Annotated in this window: 26 protein-coding genes; 4 read left to right on the top strand and 22 right to left on the bottom strand. The window is 62.8% G+C overall.

What is annotated here, in order from left to right; all coding sequences use genetic code 11:
- Positions 1-127 precede the first annotated feature (127 nt).
- Complete coding sequence (locus B7G53_RS02810) at positions 128-988, bottom strand: MBL fold metallo-hydrolase (protein ID WP_096663216.1); 861 nt, start codon at positions 986-988, stop codon at positions 128-130.
- A 102-nt stretch (positions 989-1,090) separates the two neighbouring features.
- Between B7G53_RS02810 and B7G53_RS02805 the strand changes: the two genes are divergently transcribed.
- A complete protein-coding gene (locus tag B7G53_RS02805) occupies positions 1,091-1,423 on the top strand; it encodes an ArsR/SmtB family transcription factor (RefSeq protein ID WP_096663213.1) in 333 nt (110 codons plus the stop codon).
- 12 nt (positions 1,424-1,435) lie between these two features.
- Here B7G53_RS02805 and B7G53_RS02800 read toward each other — a convergent pair whose 3' ends face one another.
- The 8 genes from B7G53_RS02800 to B7G53_RS02765 all read right to left on the bottom strand — a co-directional run bounded on the left by B7G53_RS02800 (position 1,436) and on the right by B7G53_RS02765 (position 8,542).
- Positions 1,436-1,774, bottom strand: coding sequence for a chaperone modulator CbpM (locus B7G53_RS02800; protein ID WP_096663210.1), 339 nt, complete (start codon positions 1,772-1,774; stop codon positions 1,436-1,438).
- Positions 1,755-2,681, bottom strand: coding sequence for a DnaJ C-terminal domain-containing protein (locus tag B7G53_RS02795; RefSeq protein WP_096663207.1), 927 nt, complete (start codon positions 2,679-2,681; stop codon positions 1,755-1,757). The genes B7G53_RS02800 and B7G53_RS02795 overlap by 20 nt, the downstream gene beginning before the upstream one ends.
- 26 nt (positions 2,682-2,707) lie before the next feature.
- Positions 2,708-3,496 carry a fumarate/nitrate reduction transcriptional regulator Fnr gene (gene fnr, locus B7G53_RS02790; RefSeq protein ID WP_096663204.1) on the bottom strand — a complete coding sequence of 263 codons (789 nt, stop codon included), beginning with the start codon at positions 3,494-3,496 and terminating at the stop codon, positions 2,708-2,710.
- A 26-nt stretch (positions 3,497-3,522) separates the two neighbouring features.
- On the bottom strand, positions 3,523-3,837 hold the full coding sequence (locus B7G53_RS02785) for a response regulator (RefSeq protein WP_441338958.1): 315 nt from the start codon (positions 3,835-3,837) through the stop codon (positions 3,523-3,525).
- 245 nt (positions 3,838-4,082) lie between these two features.
- Positions 4,083-4,922, bottom strand: coding sequence for a universal stress protein (locus tag B7G53_RS02780; protein WP_096663199.1), 840 nt, complete (start codon positions 4,920-4,922; stop codon positions 4,083-4,085).
- A 254-nt stretch (positions 4,923-5,176) separates the two neighbouring features.
- Positions 5,177-5,821, bottom strand: coding sequence for a response regulator (locus tag B7G53_RS02775; RefSeq protein ID WP_096663196.1), 645 nt, complete (start codon positions 5,819-5,821; stop codon positions 5,177-5,179).
- The gene (locus B7G53_RS02770; protein WP_096663193.1) at positions 5,818-7,287 is read right to left on the bottom strand and encodes a PAS domain-containing sensor histidine kinase; all 1,470 of its coding nucleotides are present in this window, start codon (positions 7,285-7,287) and stop codon (positions 5,818-5,820) included. The genes B7G53_RS02775 and B7G53_RS02770 overlap by 4 nt, the downstream gene beginning before the upstream one ends.
- An 85-nt stretch (positions 7,288-7,372) precedes the next feature.
- Positions 7,373-8,542 carry an IS4 family transposase gene (locus tag B7G53_RS02765; protein ID WP_141396277.1) on the bottom strand — a complete coding sequence of 390 codons (1,170 nt, stop codon included), beginning with the start codon at positions 8,540-8,542 and terminating at the stop codon, positions 7,373-7,375.
- Positions 8,543-8,813: 271 nt separating this feature from the next.
- Here B7G53_RS02765 and B7G53_RS02760 point away from each other — a divergent pair, with 271 nt between their 5' ends.
- Positions 8,814-9,284, top strand: coding sequence for a universal stress protein (locus tag B7G53_RS02760; protein WP_096663190.1), 471 nt, complete (start codon positions 8,814-8,816; stop codon positions 9,282-9,284).
- 38 nt (positions 9,285-9,322) lie between these two features.
- Here B7G53_RS02760 and B7G53_RS02755 read toward each other — a convergent pair whose 3' ends face one another.
- The 10 genes from B7G53_RS02755 to B7G53_RS02710 all read right to left on the bottom strand — a co-directional run bounded on the left by B7G53_RS02755 (position 9,323) and on the right by B7G53_RS02710 (position 17,803).
- Entirely contained in the window at positions 9,323-9,961 is a 639-nt protein-coding gene (locus tag B7G53_RS02755; RefSeq protein ID WP_096663832.1) for a phosphoribosyltransferase, read from the bottom strand.
- A gap of 42 nt (positions 9,962-10,003) precedes the next feature.
- Entirely contained in the window at positions 10,004-10,285 is a 282-nt protein-coding gene (locus B7G53_RS02750; RefSeq protein WP_096663187.1) for a hypothetical protein, read from the bottom strand.
- A 23-nt stretch (positions 10,286-10,308) separates the two neighbouring features.
- Entirely contained in the window at positions 10,309-10,614 is a 306-nt protein-coding gene (locus tag B7G53_RS02745) for a FixH family protein (protein WP_096663183.1), read from the bottom strand.
- An 11-nt stretch (positions 10,615-10,625) separates the two neighbouring features.
- Positions 10,626-12,044 carry a cytochrome c oxidase accessory protein CcoG gene (ccoG, locus tag B7G53_RS02740; RefSeq protein ID WP_096663180.1) on the bottom strand — a complete coding sequence of 473 codons (1,419 nt, stop codon included), beginning with the start codon at positions 12,042-12,044 and terminating at the stop codon, positions 10,626-10,628.
- Between the two features lie 20 nt (positions 12,045-12,064).
- Entirely contained in the window at positions 12,065-12,991 is a 927-nt protein-coding gene (gene ccoP, locus B7G53_RS02735; protein ID WP_096663177.1) for a cytochrome-c oxidase, cbb3-type subunit III, read from the bottom strand.
- 2 nt (positions 12,992-12,993) lie between these two features.
- Positions 12,994-13,131, bottom strand: a complete 138-nt coding sequence (locus tag B7G53_RS02730; RefSeq protein WP_096663174.1) for a cbb3-type cytochrome oxidase subunit 3 — start codon at positions 13,129-13,131, stop codon at positions 12,994-12,996.
- Between the two features lie 14 nt (positions 13,132-13,145).
- Positions 13,146-13,871 carry a cytochrome-c oxidase, cbb3-type subunit II gene (ccoO, locus tag B7G53_RS02725; protein WP_096663171.1) on the bottom strand — a complete coding sequence of 242 codons (726 nt, stop codon included), beginning with the start codon at positions 13,869-13,871 and terminating at the stop codon, positions 13,146-13,148.
- A 10-nt stretch (positions 13,872-13,881) separates the two neighbouring features.
- Positions 13,882-15,315: a cytochrome-c oxidase, cbb3-type subunit I gene (gene ccoN, locus B7G53_RS02720; RefSeq protein WP_096663168.1), complete on the bottom strand. Its 1,434-nt coding sequence runs from the start codon at positions 15,313-15,315 to the stop codon at positions 13,882-13,884.
- 64 nt (positions 15,316-15,379) lie between these two features.
- Entirely contained in the window at positions 15,380-15,517 is a 138-nt protein-coding gene (gene ccoS / locus B7G53_RS02715) for a cbb3-type cytochrome oxidase assembly protein CcoS (protein WP_096663165.1), read from the bottom strand.
- 12 nt (positions 15,518-15,529) lie between these two features.
- Positions 15,530-17,803: a heavy metal translocating P-type ATPase gene (locus B7G53_RS02710; RefSeq protein WP_096663162.1), complete on the bottom strand. Its 2,274-nt coding sequence runs from the start codon at positions 17,801-17,803 to the stop codon at positions 15,530-15,532.
- Positions 17,804-17,911: 108 nt separating this feature from the next.
- On the opposite strand from B7G53_RS02710, the gene B7G53_RS02705 reads away from it, so the two are divergent.
- Both B7G53_RS02705 and B7G53_RS02700 read left to right on the top strand, forming a co-directional pair.
- Positions 17,912-18,355: a universal stress protein gene (locus tag B7G53_RS02705; RefSeq protein WP_096663159.1), complete on the top strand. Its 444-nt coding sequence runs from the start codon at positions 17,912-17,914 to the stop codon at positions 18,353-18,355.
- 42 nt (positions 18,356-18,397) lie between these two features.
- Positions 18,398-18,820, top strand: coding sequence for a universal stress protein (locus B7G53_RS02700; protein ID WP_096663156.1), 423 nt, complete (start codon positions 18,398-18,400; stop codon positions 18,818-18,820).
- 318 nt (positions 18,821-19,138) lie between these two features.
- On the opposite strand, the gene B7G53_RS02695 is transcribed toward B7G53_RS02700, so the two are convergent.
- The 3 genes from B7G53_RS02695 to guaD all read right to left on the bottom strand — a co-directional run bounded on the left by B7G53_RS02695 (position 19,139) and on the right by guaD (position 22,129).
- Positions 19,139-20,101, bottom strand: coding sequence for a hypothetical protein (locus B7G53_RS02695; RefSeq protein ID WP_096663153.1), 963 nt, complete (start codon positions 20,099-20,101; stop codon positions 19,139-19,141).
- Positions 20,102-20,117: 16 nt separating this feature from the next.
- On the bottom strand, positions 20,118-20,690 hold the full coding sequence (gene dcd / locus B7G53_RS02690) for a dCTP deaminase (RefSeq protein WP_096663150.1): 573 nt from the start codon (positions 20,688-20,690) through the stop codon (positions 20,118-20,120).
- 146 nt (positions 20,691-20,836) lie between these two features.
- A complete protein-coding gene (gene guaD, locus B7G53_RS02685; protein ID WP_096663147.1) occupies positions 20,837-22,129 on the bottom strand; it encodes a guanine deaminase in 1,293 nt (430 codons plus the stop codon).
- Positions 22,130-22,184 lie beyond the last annotated feature (55 nt).

Raw genomic sequence — 22,184 nt, 5'->3', positions numbered from 1 at the left:
CCTCCGGAGCGGCAGCCTGTTTTTCAATATTCGGTTCAGGCGCTGTTTCTGAACTTGCTTCATATCAATCTCCCGCCGCTTTTCCGGCAGCGCGCCGCCCCGTCCCGGATGAAAGAGCAGCACCCGATCACAGCGCATTGAGCGGAATCTTGAGATAAGACACCCCGTTGTCCTCGGCAGGTGGCATCTCGCCGGCGCGGATATTGACCTGCACCGAAGGCAGGATCAGGGTGGGCATGTCGAGCGTGGCGTCCCGGGCGGTGCGCATCTTCACAAACTCGCCCTCGCTCACCCCGTCATGGACATGGATGTTTTTCGCGCGCTGCTCGGCGACCGTGCTTTCCCAGACGGGGGACCGGCCCTCGGGTGGGTAGTCGTGGCACATGAACAGGCGGGTTTCAGGCGGCAGGCTCAGCAGCCTGCGCACCGACCGGTACAGGGCGGAGGCGTCCCCGCCGGGAAAGTCGCAACGCGCCGTGCCGACATCGGGCATGAACAGGGTATCACCCACAAACACGGCATCGCCGATGAGGTAGGCCATGCAGGCCGGCGTATGGCCAGGCACCGACAGGGCCCGGACCTGGAGCGCACCGATCGCCAGGGTCTCACCGTCCTGCAGCAGGCGGTCGAACTGGCGGCCGTCGGCCTGGAACCCGGGCTCGAGGTTGAAGATGCGCTTGAAGGTGGTCTGCACCTGCGTGATGGCCGCCCCGATGGCGATTTTTCCGCCCAGCTTCCGGCGCAGGTAGTGTGCCGCCGACAGGTGATCCGCATGGGCGTGGGTTTCCATGATCCATGCCACCTGCAGCTTGTTTTCCTGCACGAAAGCCGCCAGCTTGTCGGCGGACGTGGTCCGGGTGCGGCCGGACCTGGCGTCGTAGTCAAGCACCGCATCAATGATGGCGCAGGCCCCGCCTTCCGTCTCATGGACCACGTGGCTGATGGTCCAGGTAGCGGGGTCAAAAAAGCTTTTGACAATAGGTGTCATGTCTGTTTTCCGGCTTGATCTGTTTCGATTCAGACATTCTATTTACATACATTATATTTGTCAATATAATATCATTGTCGCAAATCAAAAGGAGTGCCTCCCATGCCCGCAGACACTGTGATGGATCTCGGCAGCCTGCGCAGTTCTGCCGATGCTGCCTGCCGTCTGATGAAAGTGCTGTCCAATCCGGATCGCCTGCTCTTGCTGTGCCAGCTGGCACAAGGCGAGATGCGTGTGGGCGAACTCGAGGAATCGGTCGGCATCCTGCAACCCACCCTGTCGCAGCAGTTGGGCGTGTTGCGCGACGAAGGCCTGGTCAGCACCCGCCGTGACGGCAAGGCCATTTATTACCGCATCGACAGCCCGCAGGCGCTTGACGTGATGAAAGTGCTCTACGACCAGTTCTGCAGCGTTCCCGGCAAAAAAAAACGCTGATGCCCGCCGGCGCTAGCGCCGCTCCACGGACGCGTTGCCGGGCAGGTGCGCCTGCAAGGACCGGACCTGCCGCTCCAGCGCCTCGATGCGGTTCAGGTAGCCCAGCAGGAGACCGACCGTGAACAGGTCCAGGTCGAAGTCCTGGCGCAGCTTGCCGGCCGTGCGCAGTGGCATCACACATTCGGCGCTGAACAGGCGCTCCTGCCGGACCTCCTCCATCGGCACCAGGACGCCATAGTCCATCAGTTCGTCGAGCTCGGCCACAGTCATGGCGCAGATTTGCGCGAGTTCAGCCAGGGTCACGGCCTCGCGTGCGTCGAGCCATGCGACGTCAAGCAGCTGTTGTTCCATGAAACTTCTCCTTGCCCGCAGCTGCGCGCGGGTTGAAACGCGAGACCTTCGCCAGCTCCCCGAAAAGCTCGCGCTCCCGCTCGGTCAGGTTGGCTGGCACATCGATGCGCACGGTGGCGTACAGGTCGCCGCGGCCGCTGTGGCCGTCGGCCAGGCCCCGTCCCCGCAGGCGCAGCTTGCGGCCCGAATGTGTCCCCGGTGGCACGGTGAGCAGCACCGGGCCGTCCAGCGTCGGCACCTCCACGTCCGCACCCAGCGCCGCTTCCCAGGGCGCCAGCGCGAGGTCAAAGTACAGGTCATGGTGGTCGGCACGAAACACCCGGTGCGGTGCGAGCGTGATGTGAAGGTAAATATCGCCATCGGTCCCGCCGTTGTGACCCTTTCCGCCCCTGCCGCGCAGCCGCAGCTTCTGGCCTTCGGTCACACCTGCAGGAATGGTGACTTCGAGCGTGCGTCCGCCTTCCTCATCGGCCAGATCGAGCTTGACGCTTGCCCCATGGTGCGCGTCTTCCAGGGTGATGCGGACGCTGGTTTCATAATCCCGGCCGTGCATCGGCACCGGCCCCCGGGACGGCCTGCGCCCCCGCCCCATGGCGGCCAGCAGGTCGGCGAGGTCAACACCCTCAAACCCCTGGCCGTCCGCACCGAAATCATGACGCCACTGCGGAGGCGGCGCAAACTCCTCCCCGGCGGGACGGCGGCCCAACTGGTCGTAGGCCGCACGTTTTTCGGGGTCTTTCAGCGTTGCATAGGCCTCCCCCGCTTCCTTGAAGCGGGCCTCGGCATCAGGCGCCTTGGAGACGTCGGGATGGTGCTGGCGCGCGAGCTTGCGGTAGGCCTTCTTGATCTGCTCGGTGTCCGCATCGCGCGGCACACCCAGCGCGGCGTAATAGTCCTTGTACTTCATGACAGGGCCCGCCGCTCAACACGCGTTCAGTGCACGCGCGTCTCAAAAGCCCGGGTCAGGCCGTCCAGGTCGGTGATGCGGATGTGGCGCTTGTCCACCTCGAGCAGACGCTGCTGCTGGAAGGCCGAAAAGGTCCGGCTCACCGTTTCAAGTGTCATGCCGAGGTAGCTGCCGATCTCGGCACGCGACATCCGCAGGTGGAACTCGCTGGCCGAATAGCCGCGCGCCTTCATGCGTTGCGACAGGTTCAGCAAAAATGCCGCCAGCCTCTCCTCGGCATTCATGCTGCCCAGCAACACCATCAGGCTGTGCTCGCGCACGATCTCGCGGCTCATCAAGCGGGTGACCACGTGCTGCATGCCAGGGTTGCTCGCCGCCACTTCGGCGAAATGGGCAAAGGGGATGGCGCAGACTTCGGTGTCTTCCAGCGCCGTGGTGCTGCTGGCGTGCGCGCCATTGGCGACCCCGTCCAGGCCCATCAGTTCACCGGCCATGTAAAACCCGCCCACCTGCTCACGGCCATCGGCCAGGGTCAGGCTGGACTTGAAGGTGCCGCTGCGCACGGCATAGATGAACTGGAAACGGTCCCCTTCACGGTACAGCGTCTGGGCCGCCTTCACCTTGCGCCGGCTGAACATCAGGCTATCCAGCCGCTCCACGTCACTGCCCGTCATGCCGCAGGGCAGGCACAGGTCCCGCAGGTGGCAGGTGGAGCAATGTGTCATGAGGGGCGCGACCGATCCGGCGGCGGGAGCGGCTTGCCGGGGCACGATGCGGATGGGGGCGACGACGGCTTCGAGGGTGGCTGTAGACATGGGGTCCTCCTTGGGTGACTCAGGCGTCAGCACGCGACATACCGGGAGGCTTTCGCCACGGTCTGCACGAGCTGATCAAATTCGGTGTTTTTGTCAAGGAAAGCTTCAGCGCCCTCCCCGAAATAACGTTTACGGTAGGCGGGGCCAGAATTGCTGCTGAACACCACAAAGGCGATGTCCGGTGCGGCCTGGCGGACGGCGCGCAGAACCTGCAGGCCGGAACCGCCGTCGAGCTGGACGTCCAGCACCACCACATCGGGCGACGCCTCCAGGATGCCGTCGATTGCATCCTGCGGCGTGGCGGCTCGCCCCACGACGCTCATCGCGCTGGCTTCGAGCATGGCAGCGACGCGGTCCCGGATCAGGACGGAGTCATCAACGATAAAAACCTTGAGGGGGGCCTGGTTTGAAAGCATGACCCTACTGTGACCGCGACCGGGCCTTGCGGCCATAGGCAGCGGCTGAATGCACGCCTCGGAGTAGTCCGGATTCGGAAGGCCCGAGCTCCTATGCCGTCTAGGAATAGTCCGAGCACAAAAACGCCCCGGTCACCGCCGGTCCCAAGCGTCCAGCCGTACCCGCTCCGTCAGTGCGCCATGAGCACCGGCAGGGTCATGGACTGCAACACCGTGCGGGACGTGCCGCCCAGCACCCATTCCCGCGCGCGGCTGTGGCCGTAGCACCCCATCACCAGCAGGTCGGCCTCCAGGTCGAAGGCGCGCGACAGCAGCAACTCACCGAGCAACTCGGGCTCTCCTGTCTCGCGGTGCCAGGTCGCTTCCACGCCGTGCAGTTTGAGATAACTGTCCAGGTCCAGCCGCTGGCCGCTCACCGCCTCGTCCGCGCCTGACCAGGAAAGGACGTGCACGCGCCTGGCCCGCTGCAGCAAGGGCAGCGCAGCGCTGACCGCCCGCGCCGCCTCGCGCGTCGGTTTCCAGGCAAGCACCACGGTGTCGCCGATGGACGATGACACACCGATGTAGGGCAGGATCAAGGCCGGTTTGCCGCTGGCAACCATCACGGACTCGGCAAAATCGACCGGCACCCCGGTCGCCGGTGTGCTGGCCGGATCGTGCTGACCGAGCACCAGCAAGTCCGCGTACAGGGCCTGCTGGGCAAAGACGCCGATGATGGGGTCGTCGCCCACTTCGGCCCAGGCGGCCTGCATGCCGGGCTTGGCCAGCACGCGGTCGAACGCGGCGCGGGCGCGCGTACGCAACTCGTCATCAATCTCGCGCAAGGCCGACGCCACGCCCGGACCGACCTCGGGCGCGAAGGGCAACGCCACGAAACTGGGTGTCACGGCGTAAAGGCCGGTCACGGCCGCAGCGTGGGACTGACCGATGCGGCACGCCGCCTCGAGCCGTTGCGCGGCCTGCGGCGAAGCGTCCAGATGAACGAGCAGCTGCGTGAAGGTTGTTTTCATGGGCCGGCTCCTTGGTCATTGCGATCCCGCCACCTTAGGGGACAGGCGCCGGCAGCAGCTTGACGAAGGTCAAGCGCCGGTCATGAGCGGGCTCAGAGGCTGAGAGTTTGTTGGTCGTGCCCGAGTAGCGCGTCAAAACGTGCCCAATCGAGGCGCAAAGCACAGCCATAGCTCGGGCTATGGCGCGCATTTGCAACGATGAGTGGGTGCGTTTTGGCGTGATAAGCGGGTAGGAACAAAAGACTCTCAGCCTCTCAGGGCTCCAGCGGCTCCGACACCCCGTGCTTGATGGCATAACGGATCAGCTCGCTCTGGTTTTGCAGGCCCATCTTCTGCATCAGGTTGGCCTTGTGGGTGCTGATGGTCTTGACCGAAAGTTTCAGGCGCGCGGCAATGTCCGTCACGGAAACACCGGCAGCAATCAGGCGGAACACCTCGAATTCGCGGTTCGACAGCGACTCGTGCGGCGCCGAGGTGCCACCCGGCATGGCACTCAGGGCAAGCTGCTCGGCGACTTCGGCGCTGATGAAGGCGCCGCCGGCAGCGATCTTGCGGATGGCCTGCTCCAGTTGCCCCGGCGCGCTCTCCTTGGTCAGGTAGCCGCTGGCGCCGGACTTGATGGCACGCACGGCATACTGAAGCTCCTGGTGCATGCTGAGCACCAGAATCCGCACCTTTGGTTTTTCGCTGCGCACCAGCTTGATCAGTTCCATGCCGCTGCGGCCCGGCATGGACAGGTCCAGCACCAGCACATCAAACTCGGACTCACGCACCCGCTGCATGACTTCGGCTCCGTTGGCCGCCTCACCCACCACCTGCAGGCCATTCACCGAAGAAACGATGCGTTTGAGCCCTTCGCGAACAATAGCGTGGTCGTCGGCGATCACGATCCTGATCACGGAGCGGCCTCCGCTTCGGGCAGCGGAATGGTCACGCCGACGCTTGTGCCCTGTCCGGGCGCACTGTCGATGCTGACGCGTCCGTTGAGCAGTTGCGCCCGCTCGTGCAAACCCATCAGCCCCAGCGACTGCGGCTTGCGCGGCATCCCGGTCACAAAGCCCCTGCCGTTGTCGCGCACCGACAGCGTGATCTCGCCCGGCAGGCTGCCGATGGCCACGGCGACTTCGGTCGCCCCGGCGTGTTTGGCGACGTTGGCCAGCGCCTCCTGGACAATGCGGAAAACGGCAGTGGCATAAGGCTCCTGCAGCTCCAGGTCATCGTCGGCCGAGAGGGTGCAAGCCACGCATGTGCGCTGGCTGAAGCTGTGGACCAGCCACTCGATGGCGGCCAGCAGGCCCAGGTCGTCCAGCAACAGCGGCCGCAAGTCCGCCGCGATACGGCGCGTGGAAGCCACCATGCCGTCCACCATCGCCAGCATGTCCGTCAGTTTGGCGGTGGCCATTTCGGGCGCGGTCAGCGTGTGGTCGCGCACCCAGATGGTGTCCATCTTCAGCGCCGTCAGCGATTGCGCCAGCTCGTCGTGCAACTCGCGCGCCACCCGGGTCTTTTCCTCCTCACGCGCGGCATTCACGGCAGCCGCAAAGGCACTTCGCTCCTCCTGGGCCCGGACCCGCTCGCTCACATCGCGCAGGATCACGGTGTAGAGTTTTCCGTCGGCCGTGTCGAGTTGTGAGATCGAAGCGTCCATCGGGAACTCCTCCCCGTTGGCACGCACCCCGTAAATCACGGAGCCGTCACCCATGCGCCGGGAAGTGACGCCGGTTGCCGCAAACCGGCGGATATGTTCACAGTGACCGGCGCGAAAGCGTTCGGGGATGAGTTCGCCCAGCGGCTGGCCCAGGGCCTGTCCGCTCGGCCAGCCAAAGATTTTTTCAGCCGCGCGGTTGTACATCACGATGTGCTGCTCGTCGTTCACGGTGATGATTCCGTCCATCGCGGAGTCCAGCAGGGCCGCGAGCCGCGCGTGCTCGTCTTCCGCCAGCAACCGGCCGGTGATGTCGCGCAGGATCACCGTGAACAGCTTCCCGCCCGGCGTATCAAGCTGAGAAATCGACGCGTCCAGGGGAAACTCCTCCCCATTGGCCCGCAGGCCATAAACCACATTGCGCGTGCCCATGCGCCTTGATGTCACGCCGGTGGTTCCGAAGCGTTCAACATGTCCGGCGTGCTCTTGCCGGAAACGGCCGGGAATCAACCTTTGCAGGGACTGGTGCATGACATCCTGCTGCGGCCATCCGAAGATTTTTTCGGCCGCCCGGTTGTAAAGAATGATCTTTTGCTGCTCATCCACCGTGATGATGGCATCCATGGCCGAGTCAAGCACCCCCGCCAGCAGCGCTGCTGCGCTGCCGGGGTTGTCAGCCAGTGAGGCTGTGTCCAGGCGACCGATAGGAGAAAAATCCATACCACAGTGTAGCAATGACTAAAAGTATTCATTTTTTAGCCAGAATGCGGACAGTAAAACTTTATACCTAATCACTACTGTCCGGTTAAAAGTTGAACAAAATCAATTGGTTAGTGTCGGTTGGTAGTTCGGTTCCAGAGTTATCGGGCTGCAAGGCGCATGAAAGCTGGGTTTTCTCGAAGACCGAGACCGACAGGATCTGTAGACATGTGTAAAGCGAGGCATTGAGTTGAAGCTCCTTTTTGACGATGGCAATCAGCACGTAGGTAGCCACGGCGCACCACACCTGCGTCTTCACCGCGTTCTCGCTGGTGCCCAGAAATTTTTTGATGCGCAGGTGCTGCTTGATCCACTTGAAGAACAGTTCAACTTGCCAGCGGCTCTTGTAGAGCGCGCAGATCGTCAACGCTGGCAGAGCGGTGTTGTTGGTCAGGAAGACCAGCGTCTTGCCCGACTCGGGATCCTTGAAGCGAATGCGCCGCAGATGCTCGGGATACTTCTTGGCCGAATAGTAGCCATTGAGCATAACGCGTTGGTCGCAGATCACACCCGTGTCGCGATCGACAGGCGCCGAGTAGACCCGTCGTGCGTCCATCGGCGACTTGGCGCGCGTCACGAAGAAGGCACCGGCCTGATGCAGGGTGTACAAGCGCTCGAAGTCCACATAGCCGCGATCCATCACGTAGAAGGCGCCGGCCTCCAAGCTGAGCATGTCCAGCACGTTCACATCGTGCAGCTTGCCGTCGCTGATGTGGATGAACGCCGGAATAGAGCCGCGCAGGTCCAGCAACGTGTGCAGTTTGATGGCCGCCTTGGTCGAGCGAAACGGCGCCCAGTCGAACAGGGACAGGCACAAATCGATGGTGGTGGAGTCCAGGGCATAAACCGTGTTGTCCAACTCGACACCGAGCGAGTCGCTTGCGTACAGCTTGCGCGCGCGGCGGATCAGCAAGGCGGCCAGATCGAACCAGATGCGCCAGTCGCGCGATTCGTTGGCGTCGGCCAGCGTGGAGCGCTTGACCGCTACGCGAAAGCCCATCGCGTACAGCTTGGAGGCGTTGGCCGACAGGCTGACCTCGATGTCGCGCAGGCTCTCGCGCCAAGTCAGCTGCGCGAAGGCCATTGCGCGGAACTGCTCGGCGCACGACAGGGCGCGCACGCCCGCGTTGCCTCGATACCGATGCACGATGCGAGCAAAGCTCGTCCACGGCACGAACTCCATGACCTGGGCGAACAGGGTCTTTCCAACATACATGTGCATTCCCCGGAGAAGTCAACCCCGGGAAAGTACTCGGTTTTTGGCAAGAGAAGTTCAAGTCGGCACCAAACAAAATCAGTCTACAGGCCGCGCCAATGCTTGATCTCCGGCTCGGCGCATATCATTTAACCGGACAGCAGTGATACCTAATTATCAATAGCCTCGTAGCCAGATCCCGGATCAAAGGCCGTTGACCCACATCAATGGGTTTCCCCCGCCCTCGCGACACACTGGGTTCCGCTTCACTGCATCCTTCCAGGAGTCGAATATGTACCAACGGATACTTGTTCCCGTCGACGGGAGCGATACCTCCAACAAGGCCCTGACAGCGGCGTTGCAGCTCGCCAGGGATGCTGGCGGCCGGGTGCGGCTTGTTCATGTGCTGGAAGAACTGAGCTACCTGACCGGTTATGAACAGTTTGGCGGCTATTCGGGTGATCTGACCCGGATCATGCGCGACTCCGGGATGCAGATCCTTGATAACGCCATGGCCATTGCCCAGGCTGCTGGCGTGGAGGCGGACACGGTGCTTTTCGACAATCTGGGGGAGCGACTCGCCGAGGCAGTCGCCGAGGCCGCCAGGCAATGGAAAGCCGACCTGGTGGTCGTCGGTACCCATGGCCGGCGCGGCGTCGGTCGGATGTTGCTGGGCAGCGGTGCCGAACAGGTCATCCGGCTCGCCCCGGTGCCGGTGCTGGTGATCCGCGCGGAGACGGACAACAAGCCAGCCGACCACTGAGGCGGGCAAAAATACCCGGCTGGCGTAGCAGGGCGCCCTCAGGATGCGGCCAGTAGCGTGCGTACCGTCTCGTCGCCCACCGGTCCGAAGTCGCTGTAACAGTGCCCGACACCGCAGAAATCCGGCGGACTCAGGGCGCAGACAAATTCATCAGCCGCGGTCCCGATCCACTCCTGCGCACCGGGAGGCGCGACCGGCACGGCCACCACAATCCACGCTGGCTTGGCCGCTCGCAAAGCCATCAGTGCAGCGCACATCGAGGCCCCGGTGGCCAGGCCGTCGTCCACCACAATGACCGTGCGATCTTCGATGCGTGCAGCTTTCCGTGACCCGCGATACAGCGCATCGCTGCGCGCCAGCTCAAGGCTCTCGGTCGCGATGATCTCTTCGAGTTGCTGCGGACTCAGGCCGCTGGCAGCCAGCACCTTGGGATCGATGTACCTTGCGCCGCCGCTGGCAATGGCGCCCAGAGCCAGATCGGGCCGGCTCGGCACCCCCAGCTTTCGCACAACCAGCAAGTCCAGTTCAGCAACCAGCGCGCGGGCCACTTCCCACGCAACCGGTACGCCGCCACGTGCCAGGGCCAGCACAACGACATCGTCGCGTCCCGCATACGCCAGCAGATGGCCGGACAATGCACGACCGGCTTCAGCGCGATCCTTGAACAGGGTGGTCATGCCCATGCCGTTCTGAAATGCGCCAGACTACCCGTCTCTCTGTTAGCGCGGGCGGCAACTGTCCGGGCGATCGCCTGTCGGGATGGGACAGCGGTTGACCTCGGCGGATGACATGCCCAGCAGCGCGGTCAAGGCACTCGACACCATGCACACCATCCAGAATACAAAAAAAGCCACGGTGTACACGCCCTGCCGCGAAAGGCCCAGCGGCTGGCCAGACCAGTGCAGGTCACCCGGATCGACCACCGCAAAGACAAGCAGCTCAAGCGCGCAAGCACCAAGGAACGCGGGCCACACGATCCACATCAGTTTCTGGTTCCACATGGCTGTCTCCGTCTTTAGGGGGTTCAGCGCTGTCCGGCCGGCGCCGGCGTGGCACCAGGCGGCGTGGCTGCGTGGTTGCGACCCTGCACGGCCGGCATGAGGGATTTCTCCCTCTCTGCGGCGAGCGTTTTGTTGATCTCCATGCCTTGCCGGTAATAGTCCTCGGCCACCAGTGATTCCGGGTTGGCCAGGGCAAGCCAGAGCGTGGCAAAGCCGGCCACCACCACGACAGCGGGACCCGCAATCACCAGCCAGACGTAGCCGAATTTCCACCAGGGCGCGGGTGTCGCTTGCGATTCCTGGGCACTGCTCATGTTGTTTTCCTTCATGTTGCTCTCCATCATCGGGGGACAAGGAAAATCGACTTCTCGCTCACATGGCTCTCGCCTGCAACGTCACCGACATTGAACTCGATCGCGTGCGATCCGGGCGCAGCCGACCCGTAGCCGATCTGCAAGCGCACCGGCACCCAGCGCGATTCGGCGGGGCCGATATCCACTTCGGACTCCGAAGCCAGCGCCAGGCCTTCCAGGCCGGACGCCGTGATGCGGTACCGCTGCGGCTGCTCGGTGGCATTCATGATCTGCAGCCGATACACATTCTCCAGCTTGCCGCCGGCCACGATGCGCGACAACGCTGCGCGGTCCCTCACCACATCCACTTTCAGCGGCGTACGTTCAAGCAGACTCCACAAGAGGCCGACGCAAAGCGCCACCAGGATCGCACTGTAGACCAGCACGCGCGGACGCCGCACCCTGCGCCACAGCTGGGCCTTGCTCCACTGGCCAGCCATGGCGTTCTGGGTGCTGAAGCGGATCAGGCCGCGCGGGTAATTCATCTTGTCCATCACGGTGTCGCACACGTCGACGCAGGCGGCGCAGCCGATGCATTCGTACTGCAGTCCCTCGCGGATGTCGATGCCGGTGGGGCAGACCTGCACGCACAGGGTGCAATCCACACAGGACCCCAGCGCCAGCGTGGACAAATCGGCCTTGCGCGAGCGGGCGCCACGCGGCTCGCCGCGAGCCGCGTCATAACTGACGATCAGCGTGTCGCGGTCAAACATGGCGCTCTGGAAGCGCGCGTAGGGGCACATGTATTTGCAGACCTGCTCGCGCAGGAAACCGGCGTTGCCGTAAGTGGCAATGGCGTAGAAGTTCACCCAGAACCATTCCCAGGGGCCGAACGACAGCGTGAACGCCTCGGCCCACAAGGTCTGGATCGGCGTGAAGTAGCCGACGAAGGTGAAGCCGGTCCACAGCGACAGGGCAATCCACAGGAAGTGCTTGGTCCCCTTTTTCAACAGTTTGCGCGCCGAAGCCGGCTGCGCATCCAGCCGCATGCGCGCGCTGCGGTCACCCTCGACCTTGCGCTCGATCCACAGGAAGATCTCCGTGTAGACGGTCTGTGGGCAGGTGAACCCGCACCACAGCCGGCCCGCCACCGCCGTGAACAGGAACAGAGACAGCGCGCTGATCACCAGCAGACCCGTCAGGTAAATGAAGTCCTGCGGATACAGCACGACGCCGAACAGGTAGAAGCGACGGGCCCCCAGGTCGAACAACACGGCCTGCCGCTGGCCCCATTCCAGCCAGGGCAGGCCATAAAACACCAGCTGAGTCAGGAACACGAAAAACCAGCGCCAGCGGGCAAACAGCCCGGTCACCGAGCGCGGATACAGCTTTTTCTGCGCCTCGTACAGCGAGACCTCTTCCTCGGGAACAATGGGGATGATCTTGCGGACCGGGGATTCCTGCACGGGATGAACTCTTTCAGTTATCAGGGGCGGGCGGCGGCGAGCGTCGCGGTCTTGTTGGACAGGCCCCAGACGTAGGCTGACAACACATGGATCTGCGCTTCGGTCAGCTTGCCCGCCTGGCCTGGCATGACATTGACCTTGCCGTTGTTGACCATGCTGACGATCGCCTGTTCGCCCCAGCCGTGCAGCCAGATGTCATCTGTGAGGTTGGGCGCACCCAGGGCCTGGTTGCCCTTGCCGTCCATGCCATGACAGGCTGCACAAGCCGTGAACTTGGCCTTGCCGAGTTGGGAACGCAGCGAGTCGTGCGGACTGCCGGACAGGCTGAGCACGTAATGGGCCACGTTTTTCACGTCGTCGGGTGTACCCACGGCCGCGGCCATGGGCGGCATGTTGCCCTGCCGGCCTTGAGTGATGGTCTCGACAAGCTTGGCAGGCGCACCGCCGTGCAGCCAGTCGCCGTCGGCCAGATTGGGGAAACCCTTGCTGCCGCGTGCGTCCGAACCGTGGCACTGGGCGCAGTTGTTCATGAACAGACGCTCGCCGACAGCCATGGCCGCCGGATCGCCAGCCAGCACCTCGGCCGGTCTCGCGGTGAACTGCGCGTACAGCGGCGCCAGCTCCTTGTTGGCCTTTTCGACCTCGTCGGTATATTCGCCGTGGGTGGTCCAGCCCAGTTCACCCTTGTAGCTGCCCAGGCCGGGATAGGCCACCAGATAACCCAGGGCAAAAATGATGGTCAGCACAAACAGCCACATCCACCAGCGCGGCATGGGGTTGTTCATTTCACGCAGGTCCTCGTCCCAGACATGCCCTGTGGTGTTGTCGACACTGGAGGTGATCTTCTTGCGCGCCGTGATCCAGAGCAACAGCAGGCAGGCAAAGATGCTTACCAGGGTGAGGACGGCCACATAGACCGACCAGAAATTACCGGTGAAATCGCTCATGATCAATCCTGCTCAAACGGGATGCGCGCAGCTTCATCGAAGCGGTCACGGTTGTGGCGGGCGTAGGCCCACCAGGCAATGCCCAGAAAGGTGGCGAAGCTGGCCAGCGTGGCCAGGATACGCAGGGTGGTGATGTCCATTGGCATGGCTCCTGTCAGTTGGCAGCGGGTGCTGCAGGTGCAGCCGGCGGAGGCAACGCGCCGGGCGCCGCGCTGGCCGCGCTGCCCGCAACGGTCTTGCCGGCGAAGTTGTTGGTCAGGGCCAGGCCCATGCCTTGCAGATAGGCGACCAGGGCGTCCATTTCGGTTTTACCCTTGACGTCCTGGGCAGACTTGGCGATCTCGGCGTCGGTGTAGGGCACGCCCACCACCCGCAGTGCCCGCATGCGCGGCGCCATGTCGGCGGCATCAACCAGGTTCTTCTCCAGCCATGGATAGGCGGGCATGTTGGATTCGGGAACCAGATCGCGCGGGTTGTTCAGGTGAATACGGTGCCATTCGTCGCTGTACTTGCCACCCACGCGGTGCAGGTCCGGCCCGGTTCGTTTGCTGCCCCACTGGAAGGGGTGGTCGTAGACGAATTCGCCAGCCACCGAATAGTGGCCATAACGCAGCGTCTCGGCGCGGAACGGCCGGATCATCTGCGAGTGGCAGTTGTAGCAACCCTCGCGGATGTAGATATCGCGTCCGGCCAGTTGCAGCGTGTTGTAGGGTTTGACACCCGTGACAGGCTCGGTGGTGGACTTCTGGAAGAACAGCGGCACGATCTCGACCAGGCCGCCGATGGCGACAACCAGCACGATCAGCACGATCATCAGGAAGTTGTTGGTTTCAACCTTCTCGTGCGAGAAGCCGGGCGTGGTGTTTTTGCTATCGCTCATGTGTGTTTCCTCAGGCGGCTTGCGGCGCTGGCACGGCCACGGTGGCGGAGCGGCCATTGGCCACGGTCATCCAGGTATTCCAGGCCATCACCACCATGCCGAACAGATACAGCAGGCCGCCGAACACCCGAACGACGTAGAAGGGATAGGTCGCCTTGACCGATTCGACGAAGGTGTAGGTCAGCGTGCCGTCGGCATTGAGGGCGCGCCACATCAGACCCTGCATCACACCGGCGATCCACATCGCGGCGATATAAAACACGATGCCAATGGTGGCGGTCCAGAAGTGCACCTCGATCGCCCTGACCGAATACATTTGCTTCTGGCCGAACATGCGCGGAATCAGGTAGTACAAGGAACCCATCGTGATCAGCCCGACCCAGCCCAGAGCGCCGGAGTGCACGTGGCCGATGGTCCAGTCCGTGTAATGGCTCAGGGCATTGACGGTTTTGATGGACATCATGGGCCCTTCGAAGGTGCTCATGCCGTAGAAGGACAGCGACACGATCATGAAGCGCAGGATCGGGTCGTCGCGCAGCTTGTGCCAGGCACCCGACAGGGTCATGATGCCGTTGATCATGCCGCCCCAGCTGGGCGCCAGCAGGATCAGCGAGAACACCATGCCAACCGACTGGGTCCAGTCCGGCAACGCCGTGTAGTGCAGATGGTGCGGGCCGGCCCACATGTAGGTGAAAATCAGCGCCCAGAAGTGGACGATGGACAGGCGGTAGCTGTAAACCGGCCGCTCGGCCTGCTTGGGAATGAAGTAGTACATCATGCCCAGGAAGCCGGTGGTCAGGAAGAAGCCCACTGCGTTGTGGCCGTACCACCACTGAATCATTGCATCCTGCACTCCGGCATAGGCGGAGTAGGATTTCATCCAGCTATAAGGCACCTCGGCGCTGTTGACCACATGCAACAAGGCAATGGCCAGGATGAAGGCACCAAAAAACCAGTTGGCCACGTAGATGTGGCGCACCTTGCGGATCCCAACGGTGCCGAAGAAGACGATCGCGTAGGACACCCACACCAGCGTGATCAGGATGTCGATGGGCCACTCCAGTTCGGCATACTCCTTGCCCGATGTGTAACCCAAAGGCAGGCTGATTGCTGCCGCCACGATCACAACCTGCCAGCCCCAGAAAGTGAACGCGGCCAGTTTGGGGGCGAACAGCGGCACACTGCAGGTACGCTGCACCACGTAATAGCTGGTGGCGAACAGGCCGCAGCCGCCGAACGCAAAAATCACCGCATTGGTATGCAGCGGCCGCAGCCGGCCATAGCTGAGCCAGGGGATGCCGAAGTTGAGTTCGGGCCAGGCAAGTTGGGAGGCGATGATGACGCCGACCAGCATGCCGACGACGCCCCAGACCACGGCCATCAGGGAAAACTGCCGCACCACCGTGTCGTGGTAATGCGCGGCGCGAGCTTGTGGTTCGTTCATGAGTCACCTATTGTCGATATGTAAGTAGTGTCTCTTTTGGCATGACCTGGGCGCTTGATGCAAGTCAATCCGATCGAAGAATGCGCTCACCTTCGGCATCCACGGAGTCAAACTGGCCGCGCCAGACGGCCCAGGCGAGCGCAACAATAATCAGCAGCGCCAGTCCGACCGACAGGGGAATCAGCAGAAAAAGAATGTCCATGAAGTCGTCCTGTTATCCCGGCAGGCGGGCCAGCCGGGCTGAATTGAGTACCACCAGCAGCGAACTGGCGGCCATGCCCAGTCCGGCCAGCCAGGGCGGCATGAAGCCGAGGATGGCCAGGGGCACACACACGGCGTTGTACAGGGCCGCCCACAGCAGGTTCTGGCGCACGATGGTGCGGGTACGGCGCGCATGCTGCAGCAATGCTGACACCGCAGCCAACTGCCCGCCCAGCACGATGAAGTCGGATTTGGCCTGCGCGAGCGGTACGGCCTGGCCCATGGCGACCGACACATCGGCACAGGCCAGCACCGGCCCGTCGTTCATGCCGTCGCCCACCATGGCAACACGCCGGCCCTGCTGCTGCAACGCGCGCACATGGGCCAGCTTGCCTTCGGGCGTGCGCTGTCCATACGCCTTGTCGATGCCTGCACGCGCAGCCAGGCGCGTGACGGCGGCCAGCAGGTCACCGGAAAGCAGTTGCACCTGCAGGCCCAGGGCGTGCAGCGCGCCCACCGCCGGCCTGGCGTCAGGCCGCAGGGCCTCGTCCATCTGAAAACTGGCGAACCAGCCCTGTTCATCCGACAAATGCACCTGCGGGCCGCCCGCGGCCTGGACATCGGGCGACGCCCCGCAAAACGCGGCCGACCCGAGGCGCATGACGCGCGGCTTCCCGCCCGTGCCGACGGCGACACTGCCCTGCACACCCTGGCCGGCAACTTCGGTGACATCCACGGCAGACCCCGTCACGGTGCCCGCCGCCTGAACAATGGCACGCGACAGGGCATGCATGGAATGCTGCGCCAACGCAGCCGCCAGCAACAAAGCCTGCGCGGCAGTGCTGCCCTCGCGGGTCCGGCCGACGGTCACCGCCATGCGGTCCTCGGTCAGCGTGCCGGTCTTGTCGAACACCACCGTATCCACCATGGCGCAACTCTCCAGCGCCTCCAGCCGGCGCACCAGCACACCGCGCCGCGCCAAGGCGCCGGCAGCGGCCAGTGTCGCGGCCGGCGTGGCCAGCGAAAGCGCGCAGGGACAGGTCACGATCAGCACCGCCACGGCCACGCTGATCGCATGCACCGGGTCGGTCGGCCACCACCAGAGCGCCGCGGCCGCACTGGCCAGCAACACCAGCAGCACAAAAGGGCCGGCGATGCGGTCGGCGATTCGCGCCAGGCGCGGCTTCTGCACCGAAGCCTGTTCCATCAGCGCCACCATGCCGGCATAACGGGTCTCGCTGCCTGCACGCTCCACCCGCACCAGCAACATGCCGCTCAGGTTATGGCTGCCGGCAATGACCGCGCTGCCGACGCGGCGTTGCAGCGGCGTGGACTCGCCGGTGAGCAGGGCTTCATCGACCTGGCTCTCGCCGGCCGTCACCGTGCCGTCGGCCGGAATCACGTCACCGGGCAGCAGGCGGATCAGGTCACCCGGCACAAGGCGGCGCACGGCCACACGCTCGAAGCTGCCGTCCGCCCCCTGCCGCTCCACGCCATCGGGCAGGCTGCGCATCAGCGCCTCGAGCGAGCCGGCGGTGCGGTCACGCAGGCGCTGCTCCAGCAGGCGCCCGGAGAGCAGGAAGAACACAAACATGGTGAGCGAGTCGTACCAGACCTCTGCGCCCCAGCGCGACGCCGGGTCAAAGGTGGCGGCCGAGCTGGCACCGAATGCAATCAGGATGCCCAGTGCCACCGGCACGTCCATGCCGACACGCCGGTTGCGCAGATCACGCAGTGCTGAAGAAAAAAACGGCCAGCAGGAAAACAGCACGACCGGCAGCGTCAGCACCCAGGACGCCCAGCGCAACAGGCCCTGGGCCTCCAGCGAGATGTCGCCCGGCTCGGCGATGTAGGCTGGAAAGGCGTACATCATGACCTGCATCATGCAAAAGCCCGCCACCAGCCAGCGCCAGAGCATCATGCGCTGGGCCTGGATACGCGGCGCCGCAGCCAGCATGTCGCCGGCGGGCAGCGCACCGTAACCGGCCCGCTGCAGCGCGGCCAGCCAGGCCGAGGGCCGGCCCTGGCCGGGCGACCAGGTCACGCGGGCCACCGCGCTGGCGCCATTGACCTGCACGCTGTCCACGCCGGGAAGCTTTTGCAGCACCTCCTCTACCGTGAGCGAGCAGGCTGCGCAATGCATGCCCTCGATCGCGAGGTAGGACTCCCACAGGTCCGCGCGGCCAGCCAGCGGCCGGCTGAAGCCCTCCCATTCGGCGCGCTCATCCAGAGCGGACCAGCGCAAGGCCTGTCGCGCGGCGCCGGTATCGAGGGTGGCAGTGTGCATGGGGCAAGCCTACCGCCCGCCGGTAGCACCCGCTTGACATGGATCAAGCACGCCGGACAATCGCCGGCCTAAGCTGCAAGCCTCGCATCAACCCCAGGAGAACCCGCCATGTACAAACGCATCCTCGTCGCCACCGATGGTTCCACACTCTCGAAAAAAGCCGTGCGCAGCGCCATTGATCTGGCCGGCGTCGTGGGTGCCGAACTGGTCGCGCTGTATGTGGTGCCGCGGTACCCGGTCAGCTATTTCGAAGGCGGCATCACGATTTCTGCGCAGGACGTGGCCCGTACCGAGAAGCAATGGGCCGACAAGGGCCAGGCCGTGGTGGATGCCGTACAGTCCCAGGCGCAGGCAGAAGGACTGAAGGCCAAGGCCGTCATCGCGCGTTCCGACCTGGTGGCCGAGTCCGTCATCTCGGCCGCAAAAAAACACAAATGCGACCTCATCGTCATGGCTTCGCATGGCCGCAAGGGCATCAAACGCGTGCTGCTGGGCAGCGAAACCCAGCATGTGCTGACACACAGCAGCGTTCCCGTGCTGGTGTTGCGCTAAACTGGTTTTGTAAAATCGGTTTATCCAGCACAAGGAGAAATAATGAAAGTCCTGTTCGCCGCTGATGGCAGCAAATACACCAAAAAGGCCCTGGCTTTTCTCGTCACACACGAGAGCCTGGCCGGCCCCGAGGATGAAGTGGTGGTGCTCCACGTCCAGCCGCCCGTTCCTCCGCGCGTCAAGAGCATGGTAGGCACGAGCACCGTCAACGCTTACCACGAGGACGAGGCCAAGAAAGTGCTGGACCCCATCGAGCGTTTTCTCAAGCGGCACAAGCTGCAATACCGCACGATGTGGGTCGCCGGCTCACCAGCGACTGAAGTGGTACGCGCCGCCAAACGCGAGAAGGCCCACATGATTGTCATGGGCACCCACGGCCACGGCATTCTCGGTCGCGCCGTCATGGGCAGCGTGGCCCAGCGCGTGGTCACCGATTCGGAAATTCCGGTGCTGCTGGTCAAGTAAGGACCCTTAGCGCCAAAGGGCCGCGCCGCGGTTTTCGCGCTATCAAAAAAAGCTGACAAAAGTCAGCTTTTTTCTGGCCCGAACTCTTCGTCTCAGCTACCGCTGGTTGACTGGCACGTTAGCGTATTCAGCAACGTGACGCCCACTTGACCCCCGTACTTGCTGTCGCGGTCCTTGTAGCGGCCCTCCCATCCTTCATCTTCGTAGCTTCAAAATGCATATCCGCGCACAGCCTTAACCAGCATAGATGCCCGCAGGTAGCGGGATGATGTAGTAAGGCCGCGCCGTCAAAATATAGTTGGCGCGCCTCGGCTTTGCTTATGTCGGGTTAGCTTCAAGCTCGGGATAAAAATTCTCCAGAAGCAAGCCATGAAGTTCTCGAACATCTTTAACGTATGAATCGTCCTTGTTGTAGTCCGCCGCCACGCTCCGGACGACCGAATAATGCATGGTCCATAAGCTCTCATGCTCCTCTACGACGCGCTGATCCCACTTAGTTTTCCATCGAGCATAACTTTTAGCGACTTTCTGGAATCCGGCTCTGACACTTTCGTCATCTGACATACGACTAGATGTCTTCACTTGCATCGGTCCCAAACTCTTGCTAAATCTCGGAAACACCAGCTTCTCCAGTCGTTGCACTATTGGCGGTCGATTGAACGATTCATAAATCAGAATGGACATTGCGACAGACTGACTGAGCTTGTCCGGCAACTCAGCGGTAAGGATGTGTCCGTACAGGCTGATAAAGCTCTTGACTTGGCTAGACAAATATCGATGCTTCCTCCGCTTGGCACCTGAAGTTCCCGTATCGATTTGATTAAAAATCAGGTACAAAAAAACAGCAATGAAAACCCAGAGTTCATTTGTCGCAGTTGCAAAATCTGGTAGCAGAGTTTTTTTAAAACGAATGAAATGATCATAGGCAAGCCAGCTTAAACCGACACAAACCGCTCCATGTATAACTTCCTTGGCCCAATTGAGAAGTAGTGCCCTCCCAAAAATCACGTTGAAGCCAATTCGCATCGCTATGTAATAAATCACCACGAACCAGATATCTGCAACAAATCGGTCCTGCCTCACGTAGTACAAGATTGCAGCCACGATCGTGATGAATACAACTGGACTTAAAACACGGAAAAGTGTGTTGAATGCTGGTGCGTCGTCACGACGCACAAACAAACTGAGGCTTATATATCCCAATGACCTTGCGTGACCGCCCACCCAATTGATCCCGACGAATAGGAGAATTGCCAGAAAGAGGTGAGCAGCAAGGACCATTAACGTTCCAATGTGTTTACGCTTTAGGCAGCGTGACCCCGACCTGCCCCTGGTATTTGCCACCGCGGTCCTTGTAGCTGACTTCGCAGACGTCGTCGGGATCGCTCTCGAAGAACAACACCTGCGCGCAGCCTTCGCCAGCGTAAATCCTCGCCGGCAGCGGCGTGGTGTTGGAGAACTCCAGCGTCACATACCCTTCCCACTCGGGTTCGAAGGGCGTGACATTGACGATGATGCCGCAGCGTGCGTAAGTGCTTTTTCCCAGGCAGATGGTCAGCACGTTGCGCGGGATGCGGAAATACTCCAGCGTGCGGGCCAGCGCGAAGCTGTTGGGCGGGATGATGCAGCTGTCGCCGTGGAAGTCGACAAAACTCTTTTCGTCGAAGTTTTTCGGATCGACCACCGTGCTGTGGATGTTGGTGAAGACCTTGAACTCGGGCGCGCAGCGGATGTCGTAGCCATAGCTGCTGGTGCCGTAGCTGATGATCTTCCGGCCTTCGCTTTCGCGGATCTGGCCCGGCTCGAAGGGTTCGATCATGCCGGTGGTCTCGGCCATGCGGCGTATCCATTTGTCGCTTTTGATGCTCATTCGGAAGGTTCCTTGCTTTGCCGCCAATTGTAGGCACGCTGCGGCGGGGCCAGACCGCCACCGGATTAACTATCTATTTGATAGCTGCCTCCGCCCGTAGTTAAAGGGCTGACGGCCAATTAGACCTTACATCCTCCACGATTCGGCTAGCCGGCGCTGGCAGCCTGCGAAATCACCGTACGCTCTATCACCCGGTCGTCGCCCAGCACGATCAGCGCAAACAGCAGCTCGTCCAGGCTGCCCGCCTGTGCGGTCTTGCGCGCCAGCAGGGGCGTGGCTTGGGGGTTGAGCACCAGGAAATCGGCCTCGCAGCCGGGCAGCAGGTTGCCGACCACGCCTTCCAGACCCAGCGCCCGCGCCGCGCCTGCGGTGTGTTGCCACCACAACTGCTGCGGCTTGAGCGACACACCGGGCTTGGTCTGCCCTTCCCGGCCCACGTAATACGCGGCGAGCATGGTGTGAAAGGGGCTGAAGCTGGTGCCGCCGCCCACGTCGCTGGCCAACCCGTACAGGAAACCCGCGCGGTCGGCGGCGGCATAGTCAAAAAAGCCGCTGCCGAGAAACAGGTTGCTGGTCGGACTGACGGCCGCGGCCGTGCCGGTGGCCCGCAGCAACGCGCGGTCCTCGTCATCAATGTGGATGCAGTGCGCGTACACGGCGCGCGGACGCAGCAGGCCGAATTGTTCGTACACGCTGAGGTAGCTGCGCGCCTGCGGGTAGAGCTCGCGCACCCAGGCGATCTCGTCCTTGTTCTCGGCCACATGCGACTGGATCCAGACATCGGCGTATCGGGCGGCCAGCTCGCCGGCGCCGCGCAGCTGCGCTTCGCTGCAACTGGGCACAAAACGCGGCGTGATCGCGTAACCGATCCGGTCCACGCCGTGCCAGCGCGTGATCAGCGCCTCGGTGTCGAGCAGGCTTTGTTCGGTTTCATCACGCACGCCGTCAGGCGCGTTCTGGTCCATCAACACCTTGCCGGCCATCATGCGCAGGCTTTGCCGCTGCGCCTCGCCGAGCAGTGCATCCACCGATTCCGGGTGCGAGGTGGCAAAGGCCAGCGCCGTCGTGACCCCGTGGCGCAGCAACTCTGCTATAAAAAATGTAGCCGCCTCGGCACTGTAGGCGGGAGCGGAGAAACGCTTTTCATGCGGAAAGGTGTAGTTCTCCAGCCACGGCAACAGGCCTTCGGCGGGTGACCCGATCACGTCGAGCTGCGGGTAGTGAATGTGCATGTCCACAAAACCGGGCGCGATGATGCGGCCCGGCAGGTGGGTGATGTCCAGACCGGAAAAGCGTGGCGCCAGTGCGCTGTAGCTGCCCACAGCCTGCACCACCTGCCGGCCACCGGCGTCGGGGCCGACCACCAGCAAACCATCGGTCTCCAGCACGGCTTGCGCCGGCCCGGCAAAGTAGAAAATGGAGGCGCGATAGGCTTTCATGGCTGCAAGAATACTTCAGCGGCCCGCCCGGCCTATAAGCCGTATCCGATAAGGA

The sequence above is a fragment of the Polaromonas sp. AET17H-212 genome (assembly GCF_002379085.1).
Taxonomy (GTDB): Bacteria; Pseudomonadota; Gammaproteobacteria; order Burkholderiales; family Burkholderiaceae_C; genus Polaromonas.
This window is presented reverse-complemented; position numbering and strand designations above follow the sequence as displayed.